This is a genomic window from Acinetobacter sp. Ac_3412 (assembly GCF_013072675.1).
Lineage (GTDB): Bacteria > Pseudomonadota > Gammaproteobacteria > Pseudomonadales > Moraxellaceae > Acinetobacter > Acinetobacter higginsii.
The window spans coordinates 280,813-301,088 of sequence record NZ_LXUJ01000009.1 but is presented as its reverse complement, the minus strand read 5'-3'; the positions used below and the strand labels follow the sequence as shown (position 1 = coordinate 301,088).

The window sequence follows — 20,276 nt, the reverse complement described above, 5'->3', positions numbered from 1 at the left end:
CGTCTTATAGAAATTCTTATTTTTAAATAAGAACATCCCTTCAAGCTAACCAATCTTTTAGGGATATTCTCATCCATTATTCATTCTTATCAGCGGGGAAAGCCTTCGGTGGAGGAGCATATTTAGACGGCTTTTCTTCTGCGGCTGCATCAGCAGACTTCAGTGATTCAACTTGATAAATCGCTGTTCCAATAATGCCTGTATTCTGAATTAAGCCATTATCCGAATTTGCCGCATAAGCATCCTCAGGCTTACTAAAGGTAAAAGAAGCGACAGCAGAGTCACTCTTACGGAAGCCTTCTATGGTAATTTCACTGTGCGGATGCAGTACATAACCTGCATTATTTCGTGAAGCGGCACTGCCATCTAAAACATCAATCCCATCAACACTTGCCACCACTTCATAGGTATTGTCAGTATGGTTTTCATATTTTAATTGGTAGCTTTGACCATCTTTTGCTGAGAGATAATAGTTTTGGCCATCACGAGATAAAGCAAAGGGTTGATCAGTATCATCAACAATAGAAAAACTAATTTTCCCTGCTGCCAACGAAATACTATTAACGGTCTTGCCTTGATATTGTTTATTGGCATAACGGACTTGTGATTCAGCAATCGGTTGCTCGGTTAAACGACTTAAATTCACCTCAGTCACATGCGAGCTAATCTCATCGCCCCATTTGGTACCCAGTTTCTCGTCTACAGCCACTTGAGCATTCGCATTACTATCGGCAGCCTCTGCAGCCACATCACTCTGTTTTTTACTGCACGCTGCTAAAAATAGACATAAAATAAAAGAGATTAAAAAATAGAGTTTTTTCATTTTAAACGTGATCCTAAATTCAATTTTTATCTTTGTAAAAATAATCGTGATTCATTTATATTCAGCTTGAATATAAATGAATAAACACGTCATTCTAATTTATGCCGTTTTTTTCAGCAGCAGAGATATTTTATATAATTGTAATTTGTTCTTTATTTCTACTGCTCTTTATTCAATTCACGTTATATTAATTTGAATAATCCCGTGCTCCGAATAATGCAGTTCCTACCCTCACTATGGTTGAACCTGCCGTAATTGCAGTGTCCAGATCAGCAGACATGCCCATACTTAAGGTATCCCAGTCTTGCGGTTGTGCATGTTGCGCTTTCACTTGCTCGAATAGCACTTTCGCATCAGCAAATGCAGCATGATTTTCGGGTGCAGGAATCACCATCAAACCACGTAAGCGGATATTGGGGAGCTGGCTGATTTGGTGAACAAGTTCAGCGACCTCAGCAGGTTGGCAACCGTCTTTAGAATCTTGCCCATCAATATTCACTTGCAGACAAAGATTCAAAGGCCTTTGAGATTCGATACGCTGACTGGATAAACGCTCAGCGATGATCAAACGATCAACCCCATGCACCCAGTCAAATTTTTCAGCCAGATGCTTGGTTTTATTACGTTGTACATGCCCAATAAAATGCCATTCGATTTCTAGGTCTTGTAGTTCCTCAATTTTTTCTAATGCTTCCTGTAAATAGTTTTCACCAAAACAACGCTGTCCAACTGCATACATTTCGCGAAGGCTGGCACTGGGATGTGTCTTGGAAACCGCCAACAATTGCACTGTTGCAGGATCACGTTGAACACGCTGACAGGCTTGTTCTATTTGATTTAAAACAGATTGGCGGGATTGTTGCGATTGATTCATTGACACAGTTCTCATTTACGAAATCTTTTTTTGCTTTCCATTCTTTAAGGTGTTGGTAAGCCCGAATGAAAGCCTTATATTATTCTACAAAATAATGAGACATTTTAGTTTGTTTCGGGGAAATTATGGATATTACAGAACTACTCGCCTTTTCAGTTAAAAACGGTGCTTCCGATTTACACCTTTCAGCGGGTATGCCTCCTATGATTCGTGTGGATGGTGAAGTTCGTCGTATTAACTTACCAGCACTTGAACATAAAGATGTACATCGCTTGGTGTACGACATTATGAATGATAAACAACGTCGTGACTTTGAAGAAGATTTAGAAACTGACTTCTCATTTGAAGTACCGAATATTGCCCGTTTCCGTGTCAACGCATTTAACCAGAACCGTGGTGCAGGTGCGGTATTCCGTACCATTCCATCTAAAGTTTTAACGATGGAAGATTTGGGCTTAGGTTCAATTTTCAAAGAAATCTGTGATTATCCACGTGGAATTGTACTCGTCACAGGCCCAACGGGTTCGGGTAAATCGACCACACTTGCAGCGATGATCGACTATATTAACGAAAACCGTTATGACCATATTCTAACGGTCGAAGATCCAATCGAATTTGTACACCAATCGAAAAAATGTCTAATCAACCAACGTGAAGTGCATCGTGATACCCACGGCTTTAATGCAGCACTTCGCTCAGCACTGCGTGAAGACCCTGACATTATTCTGGTCGGTGAGATGCGTGACTTAGAAACCATCCGCTTGGCACTGACCGCTGCGGAAACAGGTCACTTGGTGTTTGGTACACTGCATACCACCTCTGCGGCAAAAACCATTGACCGTGTCATCGACGTATTCCCTGCAGAAGAAAAAGACATGGTGCGTGCCATGCTGTCTGAATCTCTACAAGCCGTGATTTCTCAAACCCTGTTGAAAAAGAATGGTGGTGGTCGTGTGGCTGCACATGAAATCATGATCGGGATTCCTGCGATTCGTAACCTTGTCCGTGAAAACAAAGTTGCACAAATGTATTCTGCGATCCAAACAGGTGCCAACTACGGGATGACCACTTTGGATCAAAGCCTAAAAACACTGGTGTCTAAAGGCTTAATTAGCCCTCAAACTGCACGTACTGTGGCAAAACAACCTGAATCATTCCTATAAAAATAAATGGATTAGAGAAATATCATGGACTTTAATGATTTACTCAATTTGATGATTCAACAAAATGCATCGGACTTATTTGTCACTGCGGATGTTGAACCTTCAATGAAAATTAACGGGCAGATCGTGCCTGTTTCTAAATCGAAACTTTCAGGGGAAATTGTGGGTCAATTGGTTCAATCCATTATGACCGACAAACAGCGTAAAGAATTTGCAGACACACGTGAATGTAACTTCGCAATCATGAACCGTGAAAAGACGGCGCGTTTTCGTGTCAGTGCTTTTCAGCAACGTGATATGCCAGGTATGGTACTGCGTAAGATTGAAACGCATATTCCAAGCATGGATGATCTAAAACTGCCAGAAGTACTCAAAGAGCTGGCAATGACTAAACGTGGCATCATCATTTTTGTTGGTGCTACAGGGACAGGTAAATCAACGTCTCTCGCGTCAATGATTGGTTTCCGTAACCACAATTCTAAGGGTCATATCATCACTATTGAAGACCCAATTGAATTTGTACATCAACATGCTGGCTGTATTGTGACACAGCGCGAAGTCGGGATTGATACCGATTCATTTGAAATTGCATTGAAGAATACACTACGTCAGGCGCCAGATGTGATCTTGATTGGTGAGATTCGTTCACGTGAAACCATGGACTACGCCATCGCTTTCGCCGAAACAGGTCACTTGGTCCTCGCTACCCTGCATGCCAACAACGCCAACCAAGCCCTCGATCGAATCATTCACTTCTTTGAAGCAGACCGTCATAGTCAATTGTATATGGACTTGTCGCTGAACTTAAAAGCACTCGTTGCACAGCAATTGATTCCAACACCAGATGGTAATTCACGTCGTGCTGCGATTGAGATTCTGATTAATACACCACTTCTGGCTGACTATATCCGTAAGGGTGAAATTCATGAGATTAAAGATCTGATGAAACGTTCACGTGAGTTGGGTATGCAAACCTTTGACCAAGCTCTATTCGACCTTTATAAGGCAGGACAGATCACCTATAAAGATGCTTTAAAACATGCGGATTCGCCAAACGACTTACGCCTCACCATCAAACTGTCAGAAGAAGGTGCAGACCAGTTATTGAGTGCCAGCCGTAACATTACCTTCGATGGTCAATAATTCAAACTAAGCCATTAAAAAAGGGAAGGTTTTTGTAACCTTCCCTTTTTTATTTGTTCAATTTTCGTGAACACTTAGATTTTTTACTCAACACAACTTATTTTTTACGATAAGCCTCTTGGCATTCTGCATCACTACAGTAGCCATATAGATTTAAAGAGTGTCCAGTTAAGGCAAAACCATGTTGGTCTGCAACTGAATGTTGCTCTTTCTCGATAATATCATTTGTAAATTCAATAACTTTATTACAGTTTAAGCAAACAAGGTGATCGTGATGATCTTCCTGCATGATTTCGAAAACAGAGTGATTGTTTTCAAAATGATGACGCTGAATAATGCCCGCAGCTTCGAATTGTGTTAACACACGGTAAACTGTCGCTAAGCCAACATCTTCACCTTGTTCAAGCAAGGTTTTATAAATATCTTCAGCACTTAAATGATGTTGTTTTGAATTTTCTAATAATTCCAAAATCTTAATACGAGGAAGGGTAACTTTAAGTCCAGCTTTGCGTAAGTCTTGATTAGAAATCGGCATAAAAAAAGGTCTCTCAACAAATCTTAAGTTGGAATAGGCAATAGAGTTTAGATGCAGTATGATCTATCCTTGACTCAAATGCATCATCATTTATCAGGATAGTGTAGCAAAATGCAAAAAATCATGCTGGCGTTGTTCGTCACTACAGTACTTAGCGGTTGTTCAGTCTTTGGTGTTTATAAAGTTGATATTCCACAAGGAACACCATTAACCAAAGCACAAGCTTCTCAAGTACAAGTGGGCATGAGCTTTCAGCAAGTCCGTTTCTTGCTTGGTAGTCCAACAGTGACAGATCCACTGAACCCACAACGTTGGGACTACATCTACAACTATATCCCAGGTACTTATGCGAAAAAAGCAAAAATACCTGCGGCACACGGTCAACATTTAAAAGTTTATTTTGATGCGAATGGTAACGTAGAACGCTTAGAAGGTTTAGATACGATTCCAGAATCACAACCTGGTTTACCGGCATCAAAAGAAGCTATTTTGACTGCGCCACCACTATAACGGCTTTCCAGTAAAAAGAAACCCCTCATCGAGTCAATCATGAGGGGTTTTACTTATCAGCTTTATGCCTTAAAGCGATTACCTTTGATAAATCGCCCAACTGGGTTCTTTGCTGCCCGCTTACGCCGAATATCATTCGGGTTAATGGTAAGTGCCCGATAGATTTCAACACGGTCACCTGCTTGCAGGACTGTATCCGCGTCAATTCTGCTACCAAATACACCTAACTGTAAAACTTCTGGTAGTACCGCCTGTGCTGCTAAGCCACTGGCATCAATTGCCTGTTGGGCCGTCATTCCCTCGCTAAAGCTGACAGCAATATGAAATTGCTGTTCAGGACTTGAGAAAGCGACCCATACTTGTTTAGCCTGCTCCATTACAGCACTTGTCCAATCACAGCAATGATTGCTACGACAATTGAAAGTGGTAACACGATACGGATGGCAATACGCCAGAGGTTATAAAACAGCTCATTGCTAAAGCCCATTGCTTTACGCAGATGACTAATCTTCATAATCCAGCCAGCAAATACTGCGTAAATCAAGCAAATCAGTAATCCCCAAAGCATGAGCAGGCTATTAAAGATTTGTTCCACTTGCGGTACAGCCCAAACAGCAATAGCAGCAAGTAAAATCGCCCATTGGATCATGATCGCAAGCTGACGTTGTGCCAACTGTTCTTTTGCAAATTGAATTAAGAGTGCCGCTGACATGATGGCAGCAAACACCCATGCCAATGCAGGTAACTGTGCTTGCACAGAGAAGAAACCAAAGGCGATCACAGCCAGTAATTGCGCCACCCAAATTGGCAAGGCAGTACTTGTTGCGGCGTCCTGTTTTTTCACTGCGACTAAACTACTTTGCCAATACAACCCAAGTCCTAAACCACTAGCAACCAAAGCAAGAACTGTTGCATTGCCCCACTCTTTAAACTCGATTCCTGTCCAATGCCAAGCCGTTAGATGTGTTCCCATGACATTGGCAAGAATAAATGCAGCAATCACACCAATCGTTGTCAAAGCAATTAAAAATTGGCGAGGGATAAAAGATAATCCAAGTGCAGCTATGGCAAGGATTGCAAAAACAATCTGCTCTGATACAGCAAGCGTAAGCTGCTGACTCACGACATGTGTTGCGGCAGTCAATACACTGCCTGCAAAGAATGGAACAAATATAACAGCCAACCAGCCCACGATACGCCATCTAGGTGAAGCATCTGCATCCCGTGTTAAGGTTGAAAGTGCTTGTAATGCCGTGGTCTGCGAACGCTTTGCTAAAGCAATTTCAAGATAACCGATGGGTAATGCCAACAGAATCATGGTGCCTAACCACAGTAGCCAGAAATCGAATTGACGGTCAATCTGGATTCCAACGGTGGGTGCCAATGTGGTAATCATGACAAAAGATAGGCAAAACGCCATCACTGGTGCAAGCCAGCGTGACAGAGTTGTGTCCTGCATAATGCATTCCTTGAAAAATCTTTGAACTCATTGCGCTTTATGGAGTTCGCAATGAAATATTCAATCTATTTTGCCTTTCTCACGCCTGAAAATCAAAACAAAAGATATCGAAAGAAAGAAGCAAATCACCTTACGATGATTTGCTGCGCACGAATTATTATATTATTAAGTAGACCCCTTATGTTCACTCATACCACACCTTATTATTTTTTATCATAAGGGGTCTTTTATTATTGTCTTATTATTATGAGAAGAAACGAGAAAACCAGTTTTTCCCTTTTTTCTTTTCATTTTCTTTAATGATTCCGATCATATTTTCTTTTACAGCACCAACATAATCTGCATCATCATGACGGATATGGTTGATCAACCATTTTGATAGTGCTTCATGTAGCTCGCTATCAATTTCTTGCCCCAGCTCAAAACGTTGACGATAAGTCTCTATCTTTTTGATAAATAAGTCATGTACACGCTTATGTGGTACACGATATTTATAGTTTGCTTCTTCTTGTAAGCTTTCTTCAAAGGTAAAATGAGACTGGGTATAATCAATGATATTATCCAAAATACCTTTTAATTTTGCCCGATCATCACCCTCATTTAATTCATCAATTTCATTAATATAATCTAGAATACGACGATGCTGATCATCGATCACCTCGATTCCTGTATTATATTCGACAGACCATTTCATACCCATATCGAACCCCAAACCATATTTGATTTATTGAATAAGGATATAATATCGGCAAAGCAATTAAATAAAAACACAGCGTTTTTGTCAGATTTTAACTATTGATAAAGAAAACAAATTAAACCCTTGTTTTATATTTATTTAAATATTTTAACCGATCAAAACACTCAAGTATTTTTTAACCAACAAGAAAAAATATCTATCTAATTTTTATAAAAAATAATTTTAAAATTAAAAAAATCCAAGCAAAATAGTCTTATTTATTGTTTTGAAATGCTGCTATTAAATTTAAATCAGATAAATCCTTTTTCCTCCCATAATTTCGTTTAAATGCAGCGAGTATAGATAAATGCATAAAATGTATTCCAGCAATCACATCAGAACTTGCCAATAGGGTTTGAAAACTTTCCTGACTGTCACCACAGTTCACATCTAGATAAGCTTCAAAACAGCCCTGATAAAGTCCTATTTTCCCATTTGGGCGAATTTTCTGGTTCCAGGTCGCTTGTAAATGACAAAACAACTCTGGGCTTACCACAAGATCAATATCTGCTGTATCACGGATACAATGTGCGGCTAATACCCCGCCACCAACAACCACATACTCATCTTTGGGTAAATCTAAAGAAATTAATCGGGAGATGAGTTCACTTTTATCCATTTGAATACGTCAGTACTGATCCGCTTTGGTCACGCGTTTTAAGGCTGGATTTTCTGCTTCGCGGATTAAGCGCTCAACTCGTGTTAAGGCATGCTGAATCGGTTTACCGTGCTGGAATAAAATCATTTCCCCTGCTTGATATGCTGTCCATGCTTCATTATGGGTTAACGGCTCTGTCGTGATCACTGCAACACGATCTTCTGGCGTGGTCACTTGACTAAAATCGACTTCTACATCGAGATCAATTAAATGTGCAGGTTGAAATGGATACTCACGTACGAGCCAATGCAACTTCGTCGTCGCATAGCTAAATAAGGCCTTACCATTGGAAAGACAGAAATTAAAGGTGCCATGCTCTGCAATTTGTGGCGAAATACGTTCCAATAATGAGAAAATTTCTTCTAAACTTGGTTCGGTATAACCAAAAGCTTCAACCATCTGATCCAGTAAATAGCAAAATGCCAATTCACTGTCGGTATTCCCTACCGGTTCGAAACGGCCACTTAACTCAGGTTTGAAATCATGTAAATCGCCATTATGCGCAAAAATCCAATGTCTCCCCCATAGCTCACGCAAAAAGGGATGTGAATTTTCGAGATTGATTTTACCTTGAGTGGCTTTACGAATATGGGCAATGACGTTGCGAGACTTGATCGGATAATTACGAATCAGATCAGCAATAGGAGATTCAACCGCAGATTGATTATCCACAAACAAGCGGCAAGCTTTATCTTCAAAAAAAGCGATCCCAAAACCATCGCAATGATCAGAGGTCACCCCTGCGCGTTGTGAAAACCCACGAAAAGAAAAAGTAATATCTGTCGGGGTGGCGCAATTCATTCCTAATAGCTGGCACATATCTTTAAACTATCAAACATCTACGCCTATTGTGCATGAGGGAGAGATGGCTTGTAAATCTCAATATGTGCTCACTATTAGATTAAGAATGATAAGAGGTTCTGTTGATATTACACAGATGCTTGCGGCAGAGGGTATTTTTGGCTGATACGAGGCAGGGCTTGTAAAATTTAGTGGCTCTAAATGAACAAGACATAACGACGTAGCGGCAAAAAATATCCCTGTCCCGTAGGGTTATGGCTAAAACAGCTCTAAACGTCGGTATGAAACTTGATAAGGACCATCATAGTAGGTATTTCATGCATTGATTATGTTGTTTTAGCTCATAACGCAATGCATGGTTGAAGTATCAACAAAACCTTACTAACGTTGCACCATTTTGTTCATCACAAAAGAGGTCGCAATCTTATTCACTTCAAGGAAAACGAAATAATCCAAGCATTTAAAATCTTCATCATAAAATGCTTGTTTTGACAGTTTCGACTGCATTCCTAGATAGGTCTGAAACAGTTTTGGCATGCGTTCATCTTGCGGGAAACTATAGTCAGGACGTTCTGGTTCAAAGCTACGTTTTGAACGAATATCAATCGTCTGATGCTCACCCAATTGTTGAATCTGACGATGGGTGTAATAAGCACGTGCCAAATTATCTTCTAAATGAATACTAACGCAACCCATCAAATACTTGGCACGCATAGACCACAGTACTTTAGGGGTCAGGTTCAACCAGAGCATTGACAGGGCTTTACCCGAACGAAATTTAGGGTGCACACAAGTACGTCCAATTTCGAGAATACTCGGTAAATGAGAGAATTGTGGAACGATTTCAAATTCTTGAGCACTATAACTCTGTCCAATTTCATGGCCTTGGAACAATTTCAGACGGGTATAAGCGACAATCTCACCGGTCCATTTTTCCCGTAACACCGCGTGTTCACAACCGAAATCATACAGGTCTTGATCTAAACCATCTTCAAAATGCATCCCAAATTGATGGCTAAATTGCGTTGCTCTAAAGCGTTGTACTTCTTGTAATTCTTTTAAATTATCCACCCATTCAAAACGGAATTGATTTTGAGCTGGCTTGTGGCGTAAGGGTAAAGTCAATGTCTGGCGATATTGATTTAATTTTTCTAGCATAATGAAAGCTCCTTATGACTAGACCTACCTTAAATTGCTTAAATGACATTGCGATGACTAAAACATGAACAGGTCATGACAAAAAAAGAGACCTACTTGAGGTCTCTTTTCAAATCAATAGGATGAATTAATGTTTGGCGCGGTTGGTAATCAATGTACCCACACCATGATCAGTGAAGATCTCTAATAAACTTGCATGCGGTACGCGACCATCAACAATATGTGCACTCACTACACCACCTTTAACGGCATCTAATGCACAACCCACTTTTGGAATCATACCGCCATAAATCACGCCTGTTTCAATCAGGCGATCCACTTCTTGTGTGCTTAGACCAGTCAATAAATTTTTATTTTCGTCCAATACACCTGTGATATTGGTGAGTAAAATCAGCTTTTCAGCACCAAGTGCTTCTGCAACTTTACCCGCCACAAGATCCGCATTGATGTTATAGGTATTGCCTTCTTCATCTACACCCAATGGTGCAATTACTGGAATGAAATCACTTTGGGTAAACATTTCAAGTACATCAGTTTTTACGCCAGTCACTTCACCCACCATGCCCAAATCAATTTGCGAAATTGAGCCATCAGCTTCTTGTTTTTCCATCAGCAATTTACGTGCACGCAATAAATTGCCATCTTTACCAGTTAAACCAATAGCACGGCCGCCATGTTTATTAATCAGATTCACGATCGATTTATTGACTCTACCACCCAACACCATTTCGACCACTTCCATGGTTGCTTGGTCGGTCACGCGCATGCCATCAATACGATCAGACTCTTGTCCTAAGCGTTTTAGCAATGAATCCACTTGTGGACCACCACCATGCACAACGATTGGATTCAGGCCAACCGTTTTTAACAATACGATGTCACGGGCAAATGAACTTTCCAATTCAGGATCAGTCATCGCATTACCACCATATTTTACAACCAGCGTTTTTCCTGCAAAACGTTGGATATACGGCAAAGCTTCGATCAAAATTTTTGCTTTATCAATGCCGATATGCTCATGTGGCATGCGTCTCTCCTTTTAGGCCTGTGCGAGTTCTTGTGCAATCTTTGGATATTGGTCTTGCAACATAGAAACAAACTTTTGACGAATTTCAATTAATCGGTTCTGATTATCAGCATCAAAACGGACGGTAAAATATTCGCCAGTATTTGATGCTCGAATAATGCCAAATCCATCGTCAAAATCAAGTCTTACACCATCAATTTTACTTAAACGCGCGCCTAAACGATGACTTAAAATTTCAATATCATTTAAAACTTGCTGAGGATTGGCATCATGGGTACTGATATAGGTGTCTTCCGTGCAATAACGTTCTGGGTAAGCGGCCAATAACTCAGACAGGGTTGTTGCTTTGGATTGGGTTAAATATTCCATCACACGCAAAGCTGCGTATAAACCATCGTCATAGCCAAAACCGCGTCCATCATTAAAGACATAGTGACCCGCATATTCACCACCAAAAACAGCCGTGCCCTTTGATTGCGATAAATAAGCACGTAAAAAGCTACTGCCCGTACGAATCATTTTGGCTTGACCTTCCAGCCCCTGTACGGTATCCGCCACCATACGTGAGCACTTCACATCAAAAACGATTTCTTTATGTGGATGCTGCTGTAAGCACATCTGCGCAAATAAAGACAATAAGCGATCAGGACTAATAATATGTGCATTCTCATCGAGTAAAACCACACGATCCCCATCACCATCCAACGCAATACCGAGATCGGCTTTCTCAGCAACAATAGCGGCTTGTAATTGCTTTAAATGCTCAGCATGAGATGGATCTGGCGCATGATCAGGGAAATGTCCATTGGCTTCACAACGTAAAGCAATCACATCACAGCCTAGTTTTTCTAAAACCAATTTGGCACAACGCCCTGCAGAACCATGTAATCCATCGAGAACGATTTTTAATGGTCGCGCTAACTGTATATCACTGATTAAGGAATGCTGATACTGCAAACAATACGGAGCAACAATTTGGTGTGCGGTATTTTCTGAATGCAAGAAATCCTCAATATTGCTCAAAGAGGTCTGTGCATATTGCCCCACCTGTTGAATGGTTTCTGGTGTTGGTGGCTCACCTTTTAAAATCCATTTAATGCCATTATCCGATTTCGGATTATGACTTGCGGTCACCATAATACCATTGCCACCAAAATCACGGGCAATGTAATACATCATCGGTGATGAACAACAACCAATATTAGTGACTTGTAAACCTTGTTTTTCGAATATATTTTGGATGATATTGGCATAAGTCGGACTGGTTAAACGTGCATCATAACCAATCACCACGTGTGTCTGTTCAGCATTTTTATATTGCGAAGCTAAAGCATAAGCAATTAGGCTAATAATATTTGGCGTTAAATTACTTAGCTTTCCGCGAATATCGTAAGCACGGAAAATATTCAGCGGAAATGTATGTTGTATATTCACTGTAAGCCCCTATTTTTATAATCATTTGATCCATAAAAAAAGCAGAAACTATTAAGAAATTAATTAACCCTTATTCAGAAAAATTAAAATAATTAGTCAGCTGCTTTGTAATATATATCAAGGCAACAATCAATATGAAAAATGCAACGTTTTTCAGAAAAACATTGCATTTAAAGTGATAACTACTGAAAAAGCTTATTGTTTTCCAGTATGACCAAAACCACCTGCGCCACGCTCAGTCGCAACGAATTCGCTCACTTGTTCGAACTCAGCCTGTACCACTGGAACCAATACATATTGTGCTAAACGCTCACCAGGTTCTAAACGGAAGCTATTTTGTCCACGATTCCAAACCGATACCATGAGTTCACCTTGGTAATCAGAATCAATCAACCCCACCAAGTTACCTAACACAATACCATGTTTATGGCCTAAACCTGAACGCGGTAGAATTAAACCTGCAAAGTTTGGATCTTCGATATAAATCGCCAAACCTGTTTTCACTAAAACGGTTTCACCCGCAGCAATCTCAATCGCTTCATCTAAACATGCGCGTAAATCTAAACCTGCTGAACCAGTCGTTGCGTAAGAAGGCAAAGCCCACTCTTGACCTAAACGTGCATCTAATACTTTAACTTGAACTTTCATTAAAATTTCCTACTTACAATTTCTTAACGTTTCAACAATGCTTTTAAGTTGGCAAGGTACTGCTGAGCTTGTTCTTTTGGATCAACATTGGGTGCCAGTTTCTTTTTACGACCATGCCACTCCAAATCATCTTGTGGCATCTCGTCCAAGAAGCGGCTTGGCGTCATTTGACGCATTTGTCCACCATTCTTACGCTGCTCAGCAAGGGTCAGTGTTAAGCCTTGACGGGCACGAGTAATGCCTACATACATCAAGCGGCGTTCCTCTTCGACCGTTTCCGATGCAATCGAGTTCTTATGTGGTAATAGCTCTTCTTCCAAGCCAATCATATACACATAAGGGAATTCTAAACCTTTGGCGGCATGCAAGGTTAGTAAGTTCACTTTATCGGTATCTTCTTCTTCCTGCTGCTGCTCAAGCATATCTAGCAGTACCAATTTTCGAATCACACTTTCAATATTTTTCTCATCGACATCATCAGTACGATTCAACAAATTTTGAATACTGCTATACAAGCTTTCAATACTGTCGAGCTTGGTTTTCTCTTGTGCAGGGGTTGCTGCCTGCTCACGGATATAATCGATATAGCCTGCTTCGTTGATCATCTGACGAACTTTCGGCATTGGCTCATCATCATCAAGCAATTCACGGGTAAATGTCGCGATAAAATCAGCAAACTCATGTAATTGTGTTGCTGCTTTCTTCGGTAACACCATGCTTAAACGTTGGTCTGACGATGCAGTTAATAAAGACAAGGTATTTTCTTGAGCAAATAAACCGAGTTTCTCTAACGTCACTGGGCCAATGGCACGCTTAGGCGTATTGATAATACGTAAGAAGGCACTGTCATCTTCAGGGTTAATGATGAGGCGTAAATAGCTCATCACATCCTTAATTTCGGCACGCGCGAAGAAAGACTGTCCACCTGATAACTTATACGGAATTTGCATCTGACGAAGCTGAGTTTCAATCACACGGGCTTGAAAGTTACCGCGATACAGCACTGCATAATCTTTCCAGTTTTTACCATTCATCAGCTTATGCGTGATCAGATCTTTAACCACACGTTCTGCTTCATCATCATCATTTAAACAAGTGATCACACGAATGGTTTCACCGTGACCTTTATCACTCCATAGTTTCTTATCGAAAATATGCGGATTATTTTCAATTACAGCATTGGCCGCTTTTAAGATACGGCTGGTCGAGCGATAGTTCTGCTCCAGCTTAATCACTTTAAGATTGTGGAAATCATCTTTTAACAAGGCCATGTTTTCAGGCTTTGCACCACGCCAAGCGTAAATAGATTGGTCATCATCACCTACAGCGGTAAACTGTCCCATCACCCCAACTAAAAGCTTAACGAGGGTATATTGCGCAGTGTTGGTGTCTTGATATTCATCCACTAATAAATAACGAACACGGTTTTGCCATTTGTCACGCACTTCGGCATTTTCCTGAAGTAAACGTGTTGGCATCACGATCAAGTCATCAAAGTCTACGGCATTATAGGCACGCAAATTACGCTCGTAGAGCTGATACAGATGTGCAAACTGGACATCCTCAACCGTTTCACAAGTTGAGTGAGCTTGTTCAGGGACGATCAGATCATTTTTCCAGTCTGAAATTTTCTTCATCGCCTTGGCGAGCAGCTCTTTGCTCTCCGCACCTGATAAATTGTCACGCTGCATCAAATCCATCAAGATTCGTTTACAGTCATCGGCATCTAAAATCGAAAAATTGTTTTTAAGTGGTAAATGTTTTAATTCGAGGCGGAGTAAATTTAACCCAAAAGTATGGAAGGTCGAGACCGAAAGCCCTTTGGCTTCTTCACGTGAGAGTAACTTACCCACACGCTCTTTCATTTCACGCGCCGCTTTATTGGTAAAAGTCATTGCGGTGATACGATAGGCAGGAATACCACACTGTTGTACCAAGAAAGCAACTTTTCGGGTAATTACAGAGGTTTTACCTGAACCTGCCCCTGCAAGTACCAACAATGGCCCCTGAACATATTTCATGGCCTCAAGTTGCTTGTCATTAAGTTGACTGGCAGATGACATCGGTTATACCTCTCTCGTTTCCGAGCCTGATTTTTCGAGCACAATTATAGACATCTCTGTTTTAGAATCCCAATAGTAAATCTAGGGATATGTATAAATTATGATGCCTTATCCAAATAACACGCCGTAGCTTGTCGTCTATTTTGATCTGCAATAAAAAAACCACCCGAAGGTGGCTTTTTTGAAATCAGTAAAAATTACTGTTTAGCATAAATGCTGATTTCTACACGGCGGTTTTGCTCTTTACCAGCAGCAGTCGCGTTTGAAGCAATCGGGTTCGCTGAACCTAAACCTTGTGCATCGATACGGCTACCAGAAATGCCTTGACCAGCTAAGTAGTTTTTCACTGATTGAGCACGCGCTTGAGATAATGGGATGTTGATTGAGTCATTACCCGTGTTATCTGTATAACCCGTTACAAGGATCGCACTCTTGTTATCTTCACCTAAAGTCTGCGCTACTTTGTTTAAAGTACCGTAGAAGTTCGGTTTGATGTTCGATTTGTTCGTATCAAACGTAATGCTACCAGGCATGATTAATTGTACAGAACCATCTGGGTTACGGCCTACTTCTACACCAGTACCCGCCATTTGCTCACGTAATTTTTTCTCTTTATTATCGAGATACAAACCACCAGCACTACCAAGAATTGCACCAATTGCCGCAGCACGGTTGTTTTGCTTACTCGTATTTGCGTTACCCTTAGAAACACCATAACCTGCAGCAGCACCGATTAATGCACCTAAAGCTGCTTTATCGTATTCTACGCCACCAATGTTATTACCAGTCGTTTGGCAACCAGAAAGTACCAAGCCAGCCCCTACGAGTGTTGAAATTACTAATGCACGCATTGCGTTGCTCCTGTCTATGTATTTTGTTGTCTGGACAAATGATGAATGAGAAAATGGTGCTAGACCATTGATTTTTTGTTAATAATAAACACTTTATTTGTAGTTTTGTAATATTTTGATGCATTTTACTTGATTCAAGCAACACAATTTCTCCATTGTTATACCCATCTCATAACAAACACAAAATGAGAAATAAATCACAAAATAAAAAACATGCAATTTACAAGCAAACTTGACAAGATCATCTCGACCTTTGACCAATAAAAACCGATGTACGCATTTGAATATATAAAAAATGTCAATAACTTAAAATATACAGTTGTATTTCAACATCTGTTGTTTATAGTTGGAACATCTCTTTTTCAAACATATGCACTCAAGGTTCGATTTATGGCTACCGCTAATAAAAAAGCATCCCTATTGCAAAAAGTCAGTAAAGGATTAACCGTTAGTTCTGTGATTACAGGCAGTACCTTCTTTCATGGACCACCAGTACTTGCTTTAGGCCTCACCAAATTATTTAAACAATCTGCAAAAGTAGATGAAACAAATATTCAAATTACCAACAGTTGGTTAGGGGTAAATAACTGGTTAATTGACCATGTTCTGCCAAATTTACAATGGGACATCAGTATTGATGAACAACTTGATCTGAATTTGCAGGGGCGATACTTGATGATGTGTAATCATCAAAGTTGGGTCGATACCACTGTGAATCAGTATTTCGGTTTAACCCGTATGCCACTTACTCGCTTCTTTACCAAGTGGGAACTTATTTTTATTCCCTTTGTAGGACAAGCTTTCAAAATATTGGGTTTCCCAATGATGAAACGGCATAGTAAAGAGCAGATTGCTAAAAATCCAGAGCTAAAATCACGCGATATGCTGGAAGCGCGTAAAGCCTGTGAACAGTTGCTTAGCCAACCTTTTACCTTATTAAATTATTTAGAAGGCACTCGCTTTACTGCTGAAAAACATGCTGCACAGCAATCCCCTTTTCAAAACCTCCTCAAACCCAAAGCGGGTGGTTTGGCCTTGGCGCTCAGTATTCTGGGGGATCAAATTGATGCATTAGTCGATATGACAATTGTGTATCCTGATGGTGCACCCGGTTATGGCGAATTCTGGTTGGGAGATGTGTCACGTATCGCTGTCGATTTGCGTAAAATAGAAATTCCAGACTGGGTACTCGGCGGTAACTATGAGGATGACCCTGTCTATCGTGAACGTTTCCAAAAATGGGTTGATCAAATCTGGACTGAAAAAGACCAGCTGATTTCACAAATGAAAGCAAAATATAATTAATATTCTCATCAGGAATTGAGTAAAGACATGACCCAGCAGGACTCAGGACAAAACTCTAAATATAACTATGTCAATCCGAACAGTGTGTTTTTCAAACTGTTCCTCGTCTATGACATTTTCATGGTGTTTATTATTGTTTTTAACTTGTTCTGTCTAGGCATGAACTTTTTCCTGATGAGTAATATCGGGGCTTGGTTTTTTAATTTTATCCATCTCTCCAGTGTGCTGGATTTTTATCGTACCCATTTACACCCTTGGGTGATTACCACTGAAGCATGGTTCATTATCTTTTTGATTGTTGAACTGGTTGTGCGCTGGATCATCTCAATTGCACAAAGACATCATGCCCGTTGGTGGTTTTTCCCCTTTATTCACTGGTATGAAATCTTAGCCATCATTCCGCATTTACGTTTCCTGCGTTTATTCCGCGCAGGAATTATCGCCTACCGACTACATGAACTTGGTTATAAGGTTGTGCCAGATGGCATACGTATCAAAGCTCTATTCTATTATCGCGTGGTGATGGAAGAACTGTCTGATCGTGTCGTCATTACTGTGATTGATGGCATTCGACACGAATTGCAAACCAGCTCCAGTCATAAAAAAATTATTCATGATCTGGTTGATCATCATCGACAACTCTTTACTGTGACGCTGACGTCAATGTTACAAGAGTCCTTGGCGACAGCATTACAACAACAACAACCCGTGATCACTCAAAAAGTCGGTGCTATTGTCAATCAAGCCATAGAAGATACCCCTGAACTGACGCAGTTATTGCGTCTAATCCCGATTGTGGGTGGCCGTATTGAACAACAAATACAAAGTATTGGGCAACGATTAGGGGAAAATATCAGCGCAGGTCTGATTGAACCCTTTACAGCAGGTTCAGTACAAAGACCAAATGAAAACTATCAGTTTATTGCAGAGCAAGTCAGTGAGCTGAATATTGACAATCACTACTTGGAGGAATTGGTCGAATCTGTTGTATTTGAAAGCCTCGAAGCGATTCGAAAACAGGTAAAAGTCAAACAATGGCAGCAAACTTTGCAGGAATCTGATCAATTGGATAAAAAAGCAGAATGATTACAAGAAAAATTACCAATCAAGCTAGAGAATTCGTGTAATTTGTTCTAGCATTTGCTTTTATTTACAACACGCTTCAACACAATAGAGCGCTTAAAAAGCCCTGAAGGATAAATTATGGCTGATATACGGATTACGGGCAGAATGGTGAATTTTAGTCGACTGACTTTCGACACAAATGACCATAATGCAATCCGACAGCAACTTAGCGATACACTGAATGAAGGTTCTTATATCGGTACACTCGTCATTATTGACAGTACCGTTGAACAAGAGCTGATTGCGTTAATTCAGCTTTTAATTGATTTAGGCTTACAACCGATGGCCGTCATTGATGGCATTTTGGGTGATGAAGCTCGTGCGATTCAATTCCCTGTTCTCCCTGCCGACCAGCCCTTACAGCGCATCAAGGCATCCAAAGAACAAGTGGTTGACCACTCCCCTGCAAAAACAGTGGATAATGCTGCAATACAAACACCACAAAAAAATACATCGAATGCGTATATCACCTCTTATCATGATGAGATTTTGCGTACAGGCCAATGTTTGGTACAAGATCAGGGCGATATTATCTTAAATGCGGGTATGAATAGTGGATCAGAAGTGATTGCATCTGGAAATATTCACATTTATGGCAATGCTCGTGGTAGAGTCATTGCAGGCGCAGGCGGGCAAACTGCGGCACGTATTTTCTGCCATTCGCTCGAAGCAGAATTAATCTCTATTGCAGGGACTTATTGTGTAGCAGATGATATTCCCAAAGATATGATCAAAAAGCCTGTACATATTTATTTAAATAACAAGCAAGAACTTGAATTTGAAGCCTTGCAGTTTTAATTTATTTAATTGAGTTTTAAAAGCACCAAATAAGCCCTTTTAGGGGCGTATGACCATAAATAGGAGTGGATTCGGTGGCCAAAATTGTTGTCGTAACGTCAGGCAAAGGTGGTGTAGGTAAAACTACAACAAGCGCATCTTTTGCAACAGGTTTAGCCCTACGTGGTCATAAAACTGTTGTGATTGATTTCGATGTAGGTTTACGTAATCTAGATTTGATCATGGGCTGCGAACGCCGCGTAGTTTATGATTTCGTTAATGTTATTAATAATGAAGCACGTTTACAGCAAGCGCTGATCCGTGATAAAGAGATTGAAAACTTATACATTCTCCCTGCATCACAAACCCGTGATAAAGATGCCTTGAGCGATGAAGGTGTTGCACGTGTCATTGATGAACTTTCTCAAGAGTTTGATTACATTATCTGCGACTCTCCTGCAGGTATTGAACGTGGTGCGATTTTAGCAATGTATCATGCTGATGAAGCCATCATTGTAACTAACCCTGAAATTTCATCCGTACGTGACTCAGATCGTATTATTGGTATGCTCGACAGCAAGACCAAAAAAGTTGAACAAAACGAAGGTCGTATCCGTAAGCACTTATGTATTACACGTTTTAACCCAGAGCGTGCTGATAAACAAGAAATGCTTACAATCGATGATATTTCGAAAGATATTTTACGTGTGCCAACTTTGGGTGTTATCCCTGAGTGTCCGAGCGTACTTCAAGCATCAAACGAAGGTAAACCAGTGATTCTGTATACAGAAGAAAAAGCTGGCCAAGCTTATGATGACTTAGTAGCTCGCTTCCTTGGCGAAGACCGTCCTTATCGACACATTGCAGTACAGCCAAAAGGTTGGTTAGCTAGACTATTTGGAGCGTAATTATGGCAGGATTCTGGAGTAAACTTTTTAGCAGTGATGAAAAGCCATCAAGTGCACAAACTGCCAAAGATCGTTTAAAGGTAATTGTTGCCTCTGAACAAGGTTTAGGTCGTCGCCTAGGCCAAGACAAAATCGACCAAATGAAAAAAGAAATCATGCAGGTGGTGAGTCGTTATGTTCGTGGTGTAGATGAACAGCATATTCAGATGCAGGTTCGTTCAGAAGCAAATATCGAAATGTTAGAAATGAATATCAATTTACCTGAAGATCGATAGAAG

The 20,276-nt window shown here is 40.4% G+C and carries 22 protein-coding genes; 8 read left to right on the top strand and 14 right to left on the bottom strand.

From position 1 onward, the window contains the following. Nucleotides 1–76: 76 nt before the first annotated feature. Together A7P54_RS09900 and A7P54_RS09895 are read right to left on the bottom strand one after the other, a co-directional pair. The gene (locus tag A7P54_RS09900; RefSeq protein WP_171549453.1) at nt 77–823 is read right to left on the bottom strand and encodes a hypothetical protein; all 747 of its coding nucleotides are present in this window, start codon (nt 821–823) and stop codon (nt 77–79) included. A 187-nt stretch (nt 824–1,010) separates the two neighbouring features. Beyond that, nucleotides 1,011–1,697, bottom strand: a complete 687-nt coding sequence (locus A7P54_RS09895) for a YggS family pyridoxal phosphate-dependent enzyme (RefSeq protein ID WP_171549452.1) — start codon at nt 1,695–1,697, stop codon at nt 1,011–1,013. 125 nt (nt 1,698–1,822) lie between these two features. On the opposite strand from A7P54_RS09895, the gene A7P54_RS09890 reads away from it, so the two are divergent. Further along, nucleotides 1,823–2,860, top strand: a complete 1,038-nt coding sequence (locus A7P54_RS09890; RefSeq protein ID WP_004655144.1) for a type IV pilus twitching motility protein PilT — start codon at nt 1,823–1,825, stop codon at nt 2,858–2,860. A gap of 24 nt (nt 2,861–2,884) precedes the next feature. Next, the gene (locus A7P54_RS09885) at nt 2,885–4,003 is read left to right on the top strand and encodes a PilT/PilU family type 4a pilus ATPase (RefSeq protein WP_171549451.1); all 1,119 of its coding nucleotides are present in this window, start codon (nt 2,885–2,887) and stop codon (nt 4,001–4,003) included. 97 nt (nt 4,004–4,100) lie between these two features. On the opposite strand, the gene fur is transcribed toward A7P54_RS09885, so the two are convergent. Next, a complete protein-coding gene (gene fur / locus A7P54_RS09880) occupies nt 4,101–4,538 on the bottom strand; it encodes a ferric iron uptake transcriptional regulator (RefSeq protein ID WP_004655147.1) in 438 nt (145 codons plus the stop codon). 111 nt (nt 4,539–4,649) lie between these two features. On the opposite strand from fur, the gene bamE reads away from it, so the two are divergent. After that, nucleotides 4,650–5,048 (top strand): outer membrane protein assembly factor BamE, encoded by a 399-nt coding sequence (gene bamE, locus A7P54_RS09875; RefSeq protein ID WP_004805189.1) that lies wholly within the window; start codon nt 4,650–4,652, stop codon nt 5,046–5,048. Nucleotides 5,049–5,110: 62 nt separating this feature from the next. Here the strand turns inward: bamE and A7P54_RS09870 are convergent, their stop codons facing one another. The 11 genes from A7P54_RS09870 to A7P54_RS09820 form a co-directional block, all read right to left on the bottom strand. Beyond that, nucleotides 5,111–5,425: an RnfH family protein gene (locus tag A7P54_RS09870; RefSeq protein WP_171549450.1), complete on the bottom strand. Its 315-nt coding sequence runs from the start codon at nt 5,423–5,425 to the stop codon at nt 5,111–5,113. Beyond that, a complete protein-coding gene (locus tag A7P54_RS09865) occupies nt 5,425–6,507 on the bottom strand; it encodes a hypothetical protein (protein WP_171549449.1) in 1,083 nt (360 codons plus the stop codon). Before A7P54_RS09865 ends, A7P54_RS09870 begins: the two co-directional genes overlap by 1 nt. Nucleotides 6,508–6,751: 244 nt before the next feature. After that, complete coding sequence (locus tag A7P54_RS09860) at nt 6,752–7,207, bottom strand: bacteriohemerythrin (protein WP_004655155.1); 456 nt, start codon at nt 7,205–7,207, stop codon at nt 6,752–6,754. Nucleotides 7,208–7,457: 250 nt separating this feature from the next. Further along, the gene (locus tag A7P54_RS09855) at nt 7,458–7,862 is read right to left on the bottom strand and encodes a hypothetical protein (RefSeq protein WP_005205424.1); all 405 of its coding nucleotides are present in this window, start codon (nt 7,860–7,862) and stop codon (nt 7,458–7,460) included. Nucleotides 7,863–7,871: 9 nt separating this feature from the next. Further along, the gene (locus A7P54_RS09850) at nt 7,872–8,720 is read right to left on the bottom strand and encodes a class II glutamine amidotransferase (protein WP_026057514.1); all 849 of its coding nucleotides are present in this window, start codon (nt 8,718–8,720) and stop codon (nt 7,872–7,874) included. Between the two features lie 363 nt (nt 8,721–9,083). After that, complete coding sequence (locus A7P54_RS09845) at nt 9,084–9,860, bottom strand: GNAT family N-acetyltransferase (protein ID WP_005205426.1); 777 nt, start codon at nt 9,858–9,860, stop codon at nt 9,084–9,086. A 127-nt stretch (nt 9,861–9,987) separates the two neighbouring features. Beyond that, the gene (gene argB / locus A7P54_RS09840; RefSeq protein WP_171549448.1) at nt 9,988–10,887 is read right to left on the bottom strand and encodes an acetylglutamate kinase; all 900 of its coding nucleotides are present in this window, start codon (nt 10,885–10,887) and stop codon (nt 9,988–9,990) included. Nucleotides 10,888–10,899: 12 nt separating this feature from the next. Further along, complete coding sequence (locus A7P54_RS09835; RefSeq protein ID WP_005205428.1) at nt 10,900–12,321, bottom strand: phosphomannomutase/phosphoglucomutase; 1,422 nt, start codon at nt 12,319–12,321, stop codon at nt 10,900–10,902. A gap of 195 nt (nt 12,322–12,516) precedes the next feature. Further along, complete coding sequence (gene dut, locus A7P54_RS09830) at nt 12,517–12,969, bottom strand: dUTP diphosphatase (RefSeq protein WP_005205429.1); 453 nt, start codon at nt 12,967–12,969, stop codon at nt 12,517–12,519. A gap of 23 nt (nt 12,970–12,992) precedes the next feature. After that, nucleotides 12,993–15,032, bottom strand: a complete 2,040-nt coding sequence (gene rep, locus A7P54_RS09825) for a DNA helicase Rep (RefSeq protein WP_004805171.1) — start codon at nt 15,030–15,032, stop codon at nt 12,993–12,995. A gap of 197 nt (nt 15,033–15,229) precedes the next feature. Next, a complete protein-coding gene (locus A7P54_RS09820; RefSeq protein ID WP_004805169.1) occupies nt 15,230–15,883 on the bottom strand; it encodes an OmpA family protein in 654 nt (217 codons plus the stop codon). 390 nt (nt 15,884–16,273) lie between these two features. Between A7P54_RS09820 and A7P54_RS09815 the strand changes: the two genes are divergently transcribed. From A7P54_RS09815 to minE, 5 genes are all read left to right on the top strand, one after another. Continuing rightward, nucleotides 16,274–17,188 (top strand): acyltransferase, encoded by a 915-nt coding sequence (locus A7P54_RS09815; RefSeq protein ID WP_005205432.1) that lies wholly within the window; start codon nt 16,274–16,276, stop codon nt 17,186–17,188. A 27-nt stretch (nt 17,189–17,215) separates the two neighbouring features. Continuing rightward, nucleotides 17,216–18,274, top strand: a complete 1,059-nt coding sequence (locus tag A7P54_RS09810; protein ID WP_171549447.1) for a preprotein translocase subunit SecA — start codon at nt 17,216–17,218, stop codon at nt 18,272–18,274. A gap of 117 nt (nt 18,275–18,391) precedes the next feature. Beyond that, the gene (gene minC, locus A7P54_RS09805; protein WP_216077077.1) at nt 18,392–19,111 is read left to right on the top strand and encodes a septum site-determining protein MinC; all 720 of its coding nucleotides are present in this window, start codon (nt 18,392–18,394) and stop codon (nt 19,109–19,111) included. Nucleotides 19,112–19,185: 74 nt separating this feature from the next. Further along, on the top strand, nt 19,186–19,998 hold the full coding sequence (minD, locus tag A7P54_RS09800; RefSeq protein ID WP_004805162.1) for a septum site-determining protein MinD: 813 nt from the start codon (nt 19,186–19,188) through the stop codon (nt 19,996–19,998). A gap of 2 nt (nt 19,999–20,000) precedes the next feature. After that, nucleotides 20,001–20,273: a cell division topological specificity factor MinE gene (gene minE / locus A7P54_RS09795; RefSeq protein WP_004655180.1), complete on the top strand. Its 273-nt coding sequence runs from the start codon at nt 20,001–20,003 to the stop codon at nt 20,271–20,273. Nucleotides 20,274–20,276 lie beyond the last annotated feature (3 nt).

Coding starts and splice junctions, on each gene's coding strand:
- A7P54_RS09900 (WP_171549453.1), bottom strand. CDS start 823: ATGAAAAAACTCTATTTTTTAATCTCTTTTATTTTATGTCTATTTTTA.
- A7P54_RS09895 (WP_171549452.1), bottom strand. CDS start 1,697: ATGAATCAATCGCAACAATCCCGCCAATCTGTTTTAAATCAAATAGAA.
- A7P54_RS09890 (WP_004655144.1), top strand. CDS start 1,823: ATGGATATTACAGAACTACTCGCCTTTTCAGTTAAAAACGGTGCTTCC.
- A7P54_RS09885 (WP_171549451.1), top strand. CDS start 2,885: ATGGACTTTAATGATTTACTCAATTTGATGATTCAACAAAATGCATCG.
- fur (WP_004655147.1), bottom strand. CDS start 4,538: ATGCCGATTTCTAATCAAGACTTACGCAAAGCTGGACTTAAAGTTACC.
- bamE (WP_004805189.1), top strand. CDS start 4,650: ATGCAAAAAATCATGCTGGCGTTGTTCGTCACTACAGTACTTAGCGGT.
- A7P54_RS09870 (WP_171549450.1), bottom strand. CDS start 5,425: ATGGAGCAGGCTAAACAAGTATGGGTCGCTTTCTCAAGTCCTGAACAG.
- A7P54_RS09865 (WP_171549449.1), bottom strand. CDS start 6,507: ATGCAGGACACAACTCTGTCACGCTGGCTTGCACCAGTGATGGCGTTT.
- A7P54_RS09860 (WP_004655155.1), bottom strand. CDS start 7,207: ATGGGTATGAAATGGTCTGTCGAATATAATACAGGAATCGAGGTGATC.
- A7P54_RS09855 (WP_005205424.1), bottom strand. CDS start 7,862: ATGGATAAAAGTGAACTCATCTCCCGATTAATTTCTTTAGATTTACCC.
- A7P54_RS09850 (WP_026057514.1), bottom strand. CDS start 8,720: ATGTGCCAGCTATTAGGAATGAATTGCGCCACCCCGACAGATATTACT.
- A7P54_RS09845 (WP_005205426.1), bottom strand. CDS start 9,860: ATGCTAGAAAAATTAAATCAATATCGCCAGACATTGACTTTACCCTTA.
- argB (WP_171549448.1), bottom strand. CDS start 10,887: ATGCCACATGAGCATATCGGCATTGATAAAGCAAAAATTTTGATCGAA.
- dut (WP_005205429.1), bottom strand. CDS start 12,969: ATGAAAGTTCAAGTTAAAGTATTAGATGCACGTTTAGGTCAAGAGTGG.
- rep (WP_004805171.1), bottom strand. CDS start 15,032: ATGTCATCTGCCAGTCAACTTAATGACAAGCAACTTGAGGCCATGAAA.
- A7P54_RS09820 (WP_004805169.1), bottom strand. CDS start 15,883: ATGCGTGCATTAGTAATTTCAACACTCGTAGGGGCTGGCTTGGTACTT.
- A7P54_RS09815 (WP_005205432.1), top strand. CDS start 16,274: ATGGCTACCGCTAATAAAAAAGCATCCCTATTGCAAAAAGTCAGTAAA.
- A7P54_RS09810 (WP_171549447.1), top strand. CDS start 17,216: ATGACCCAGCAGGACTCAGGACAAAACTCTAAATATAACTATGTCAAT.
- minC (WP_216077077.1), top strand. CDS start 18,392: ATGGCTGATATACGGATTACGGGCAGAATGGTGAATTTTAGTCGACTG.
- minE (WP_004655180.1), top strand. CDS start 20,001: ATGGCAGGATTCTGGAGTAAACTTTTTAGCAGTGATGAAAAGCCATCA.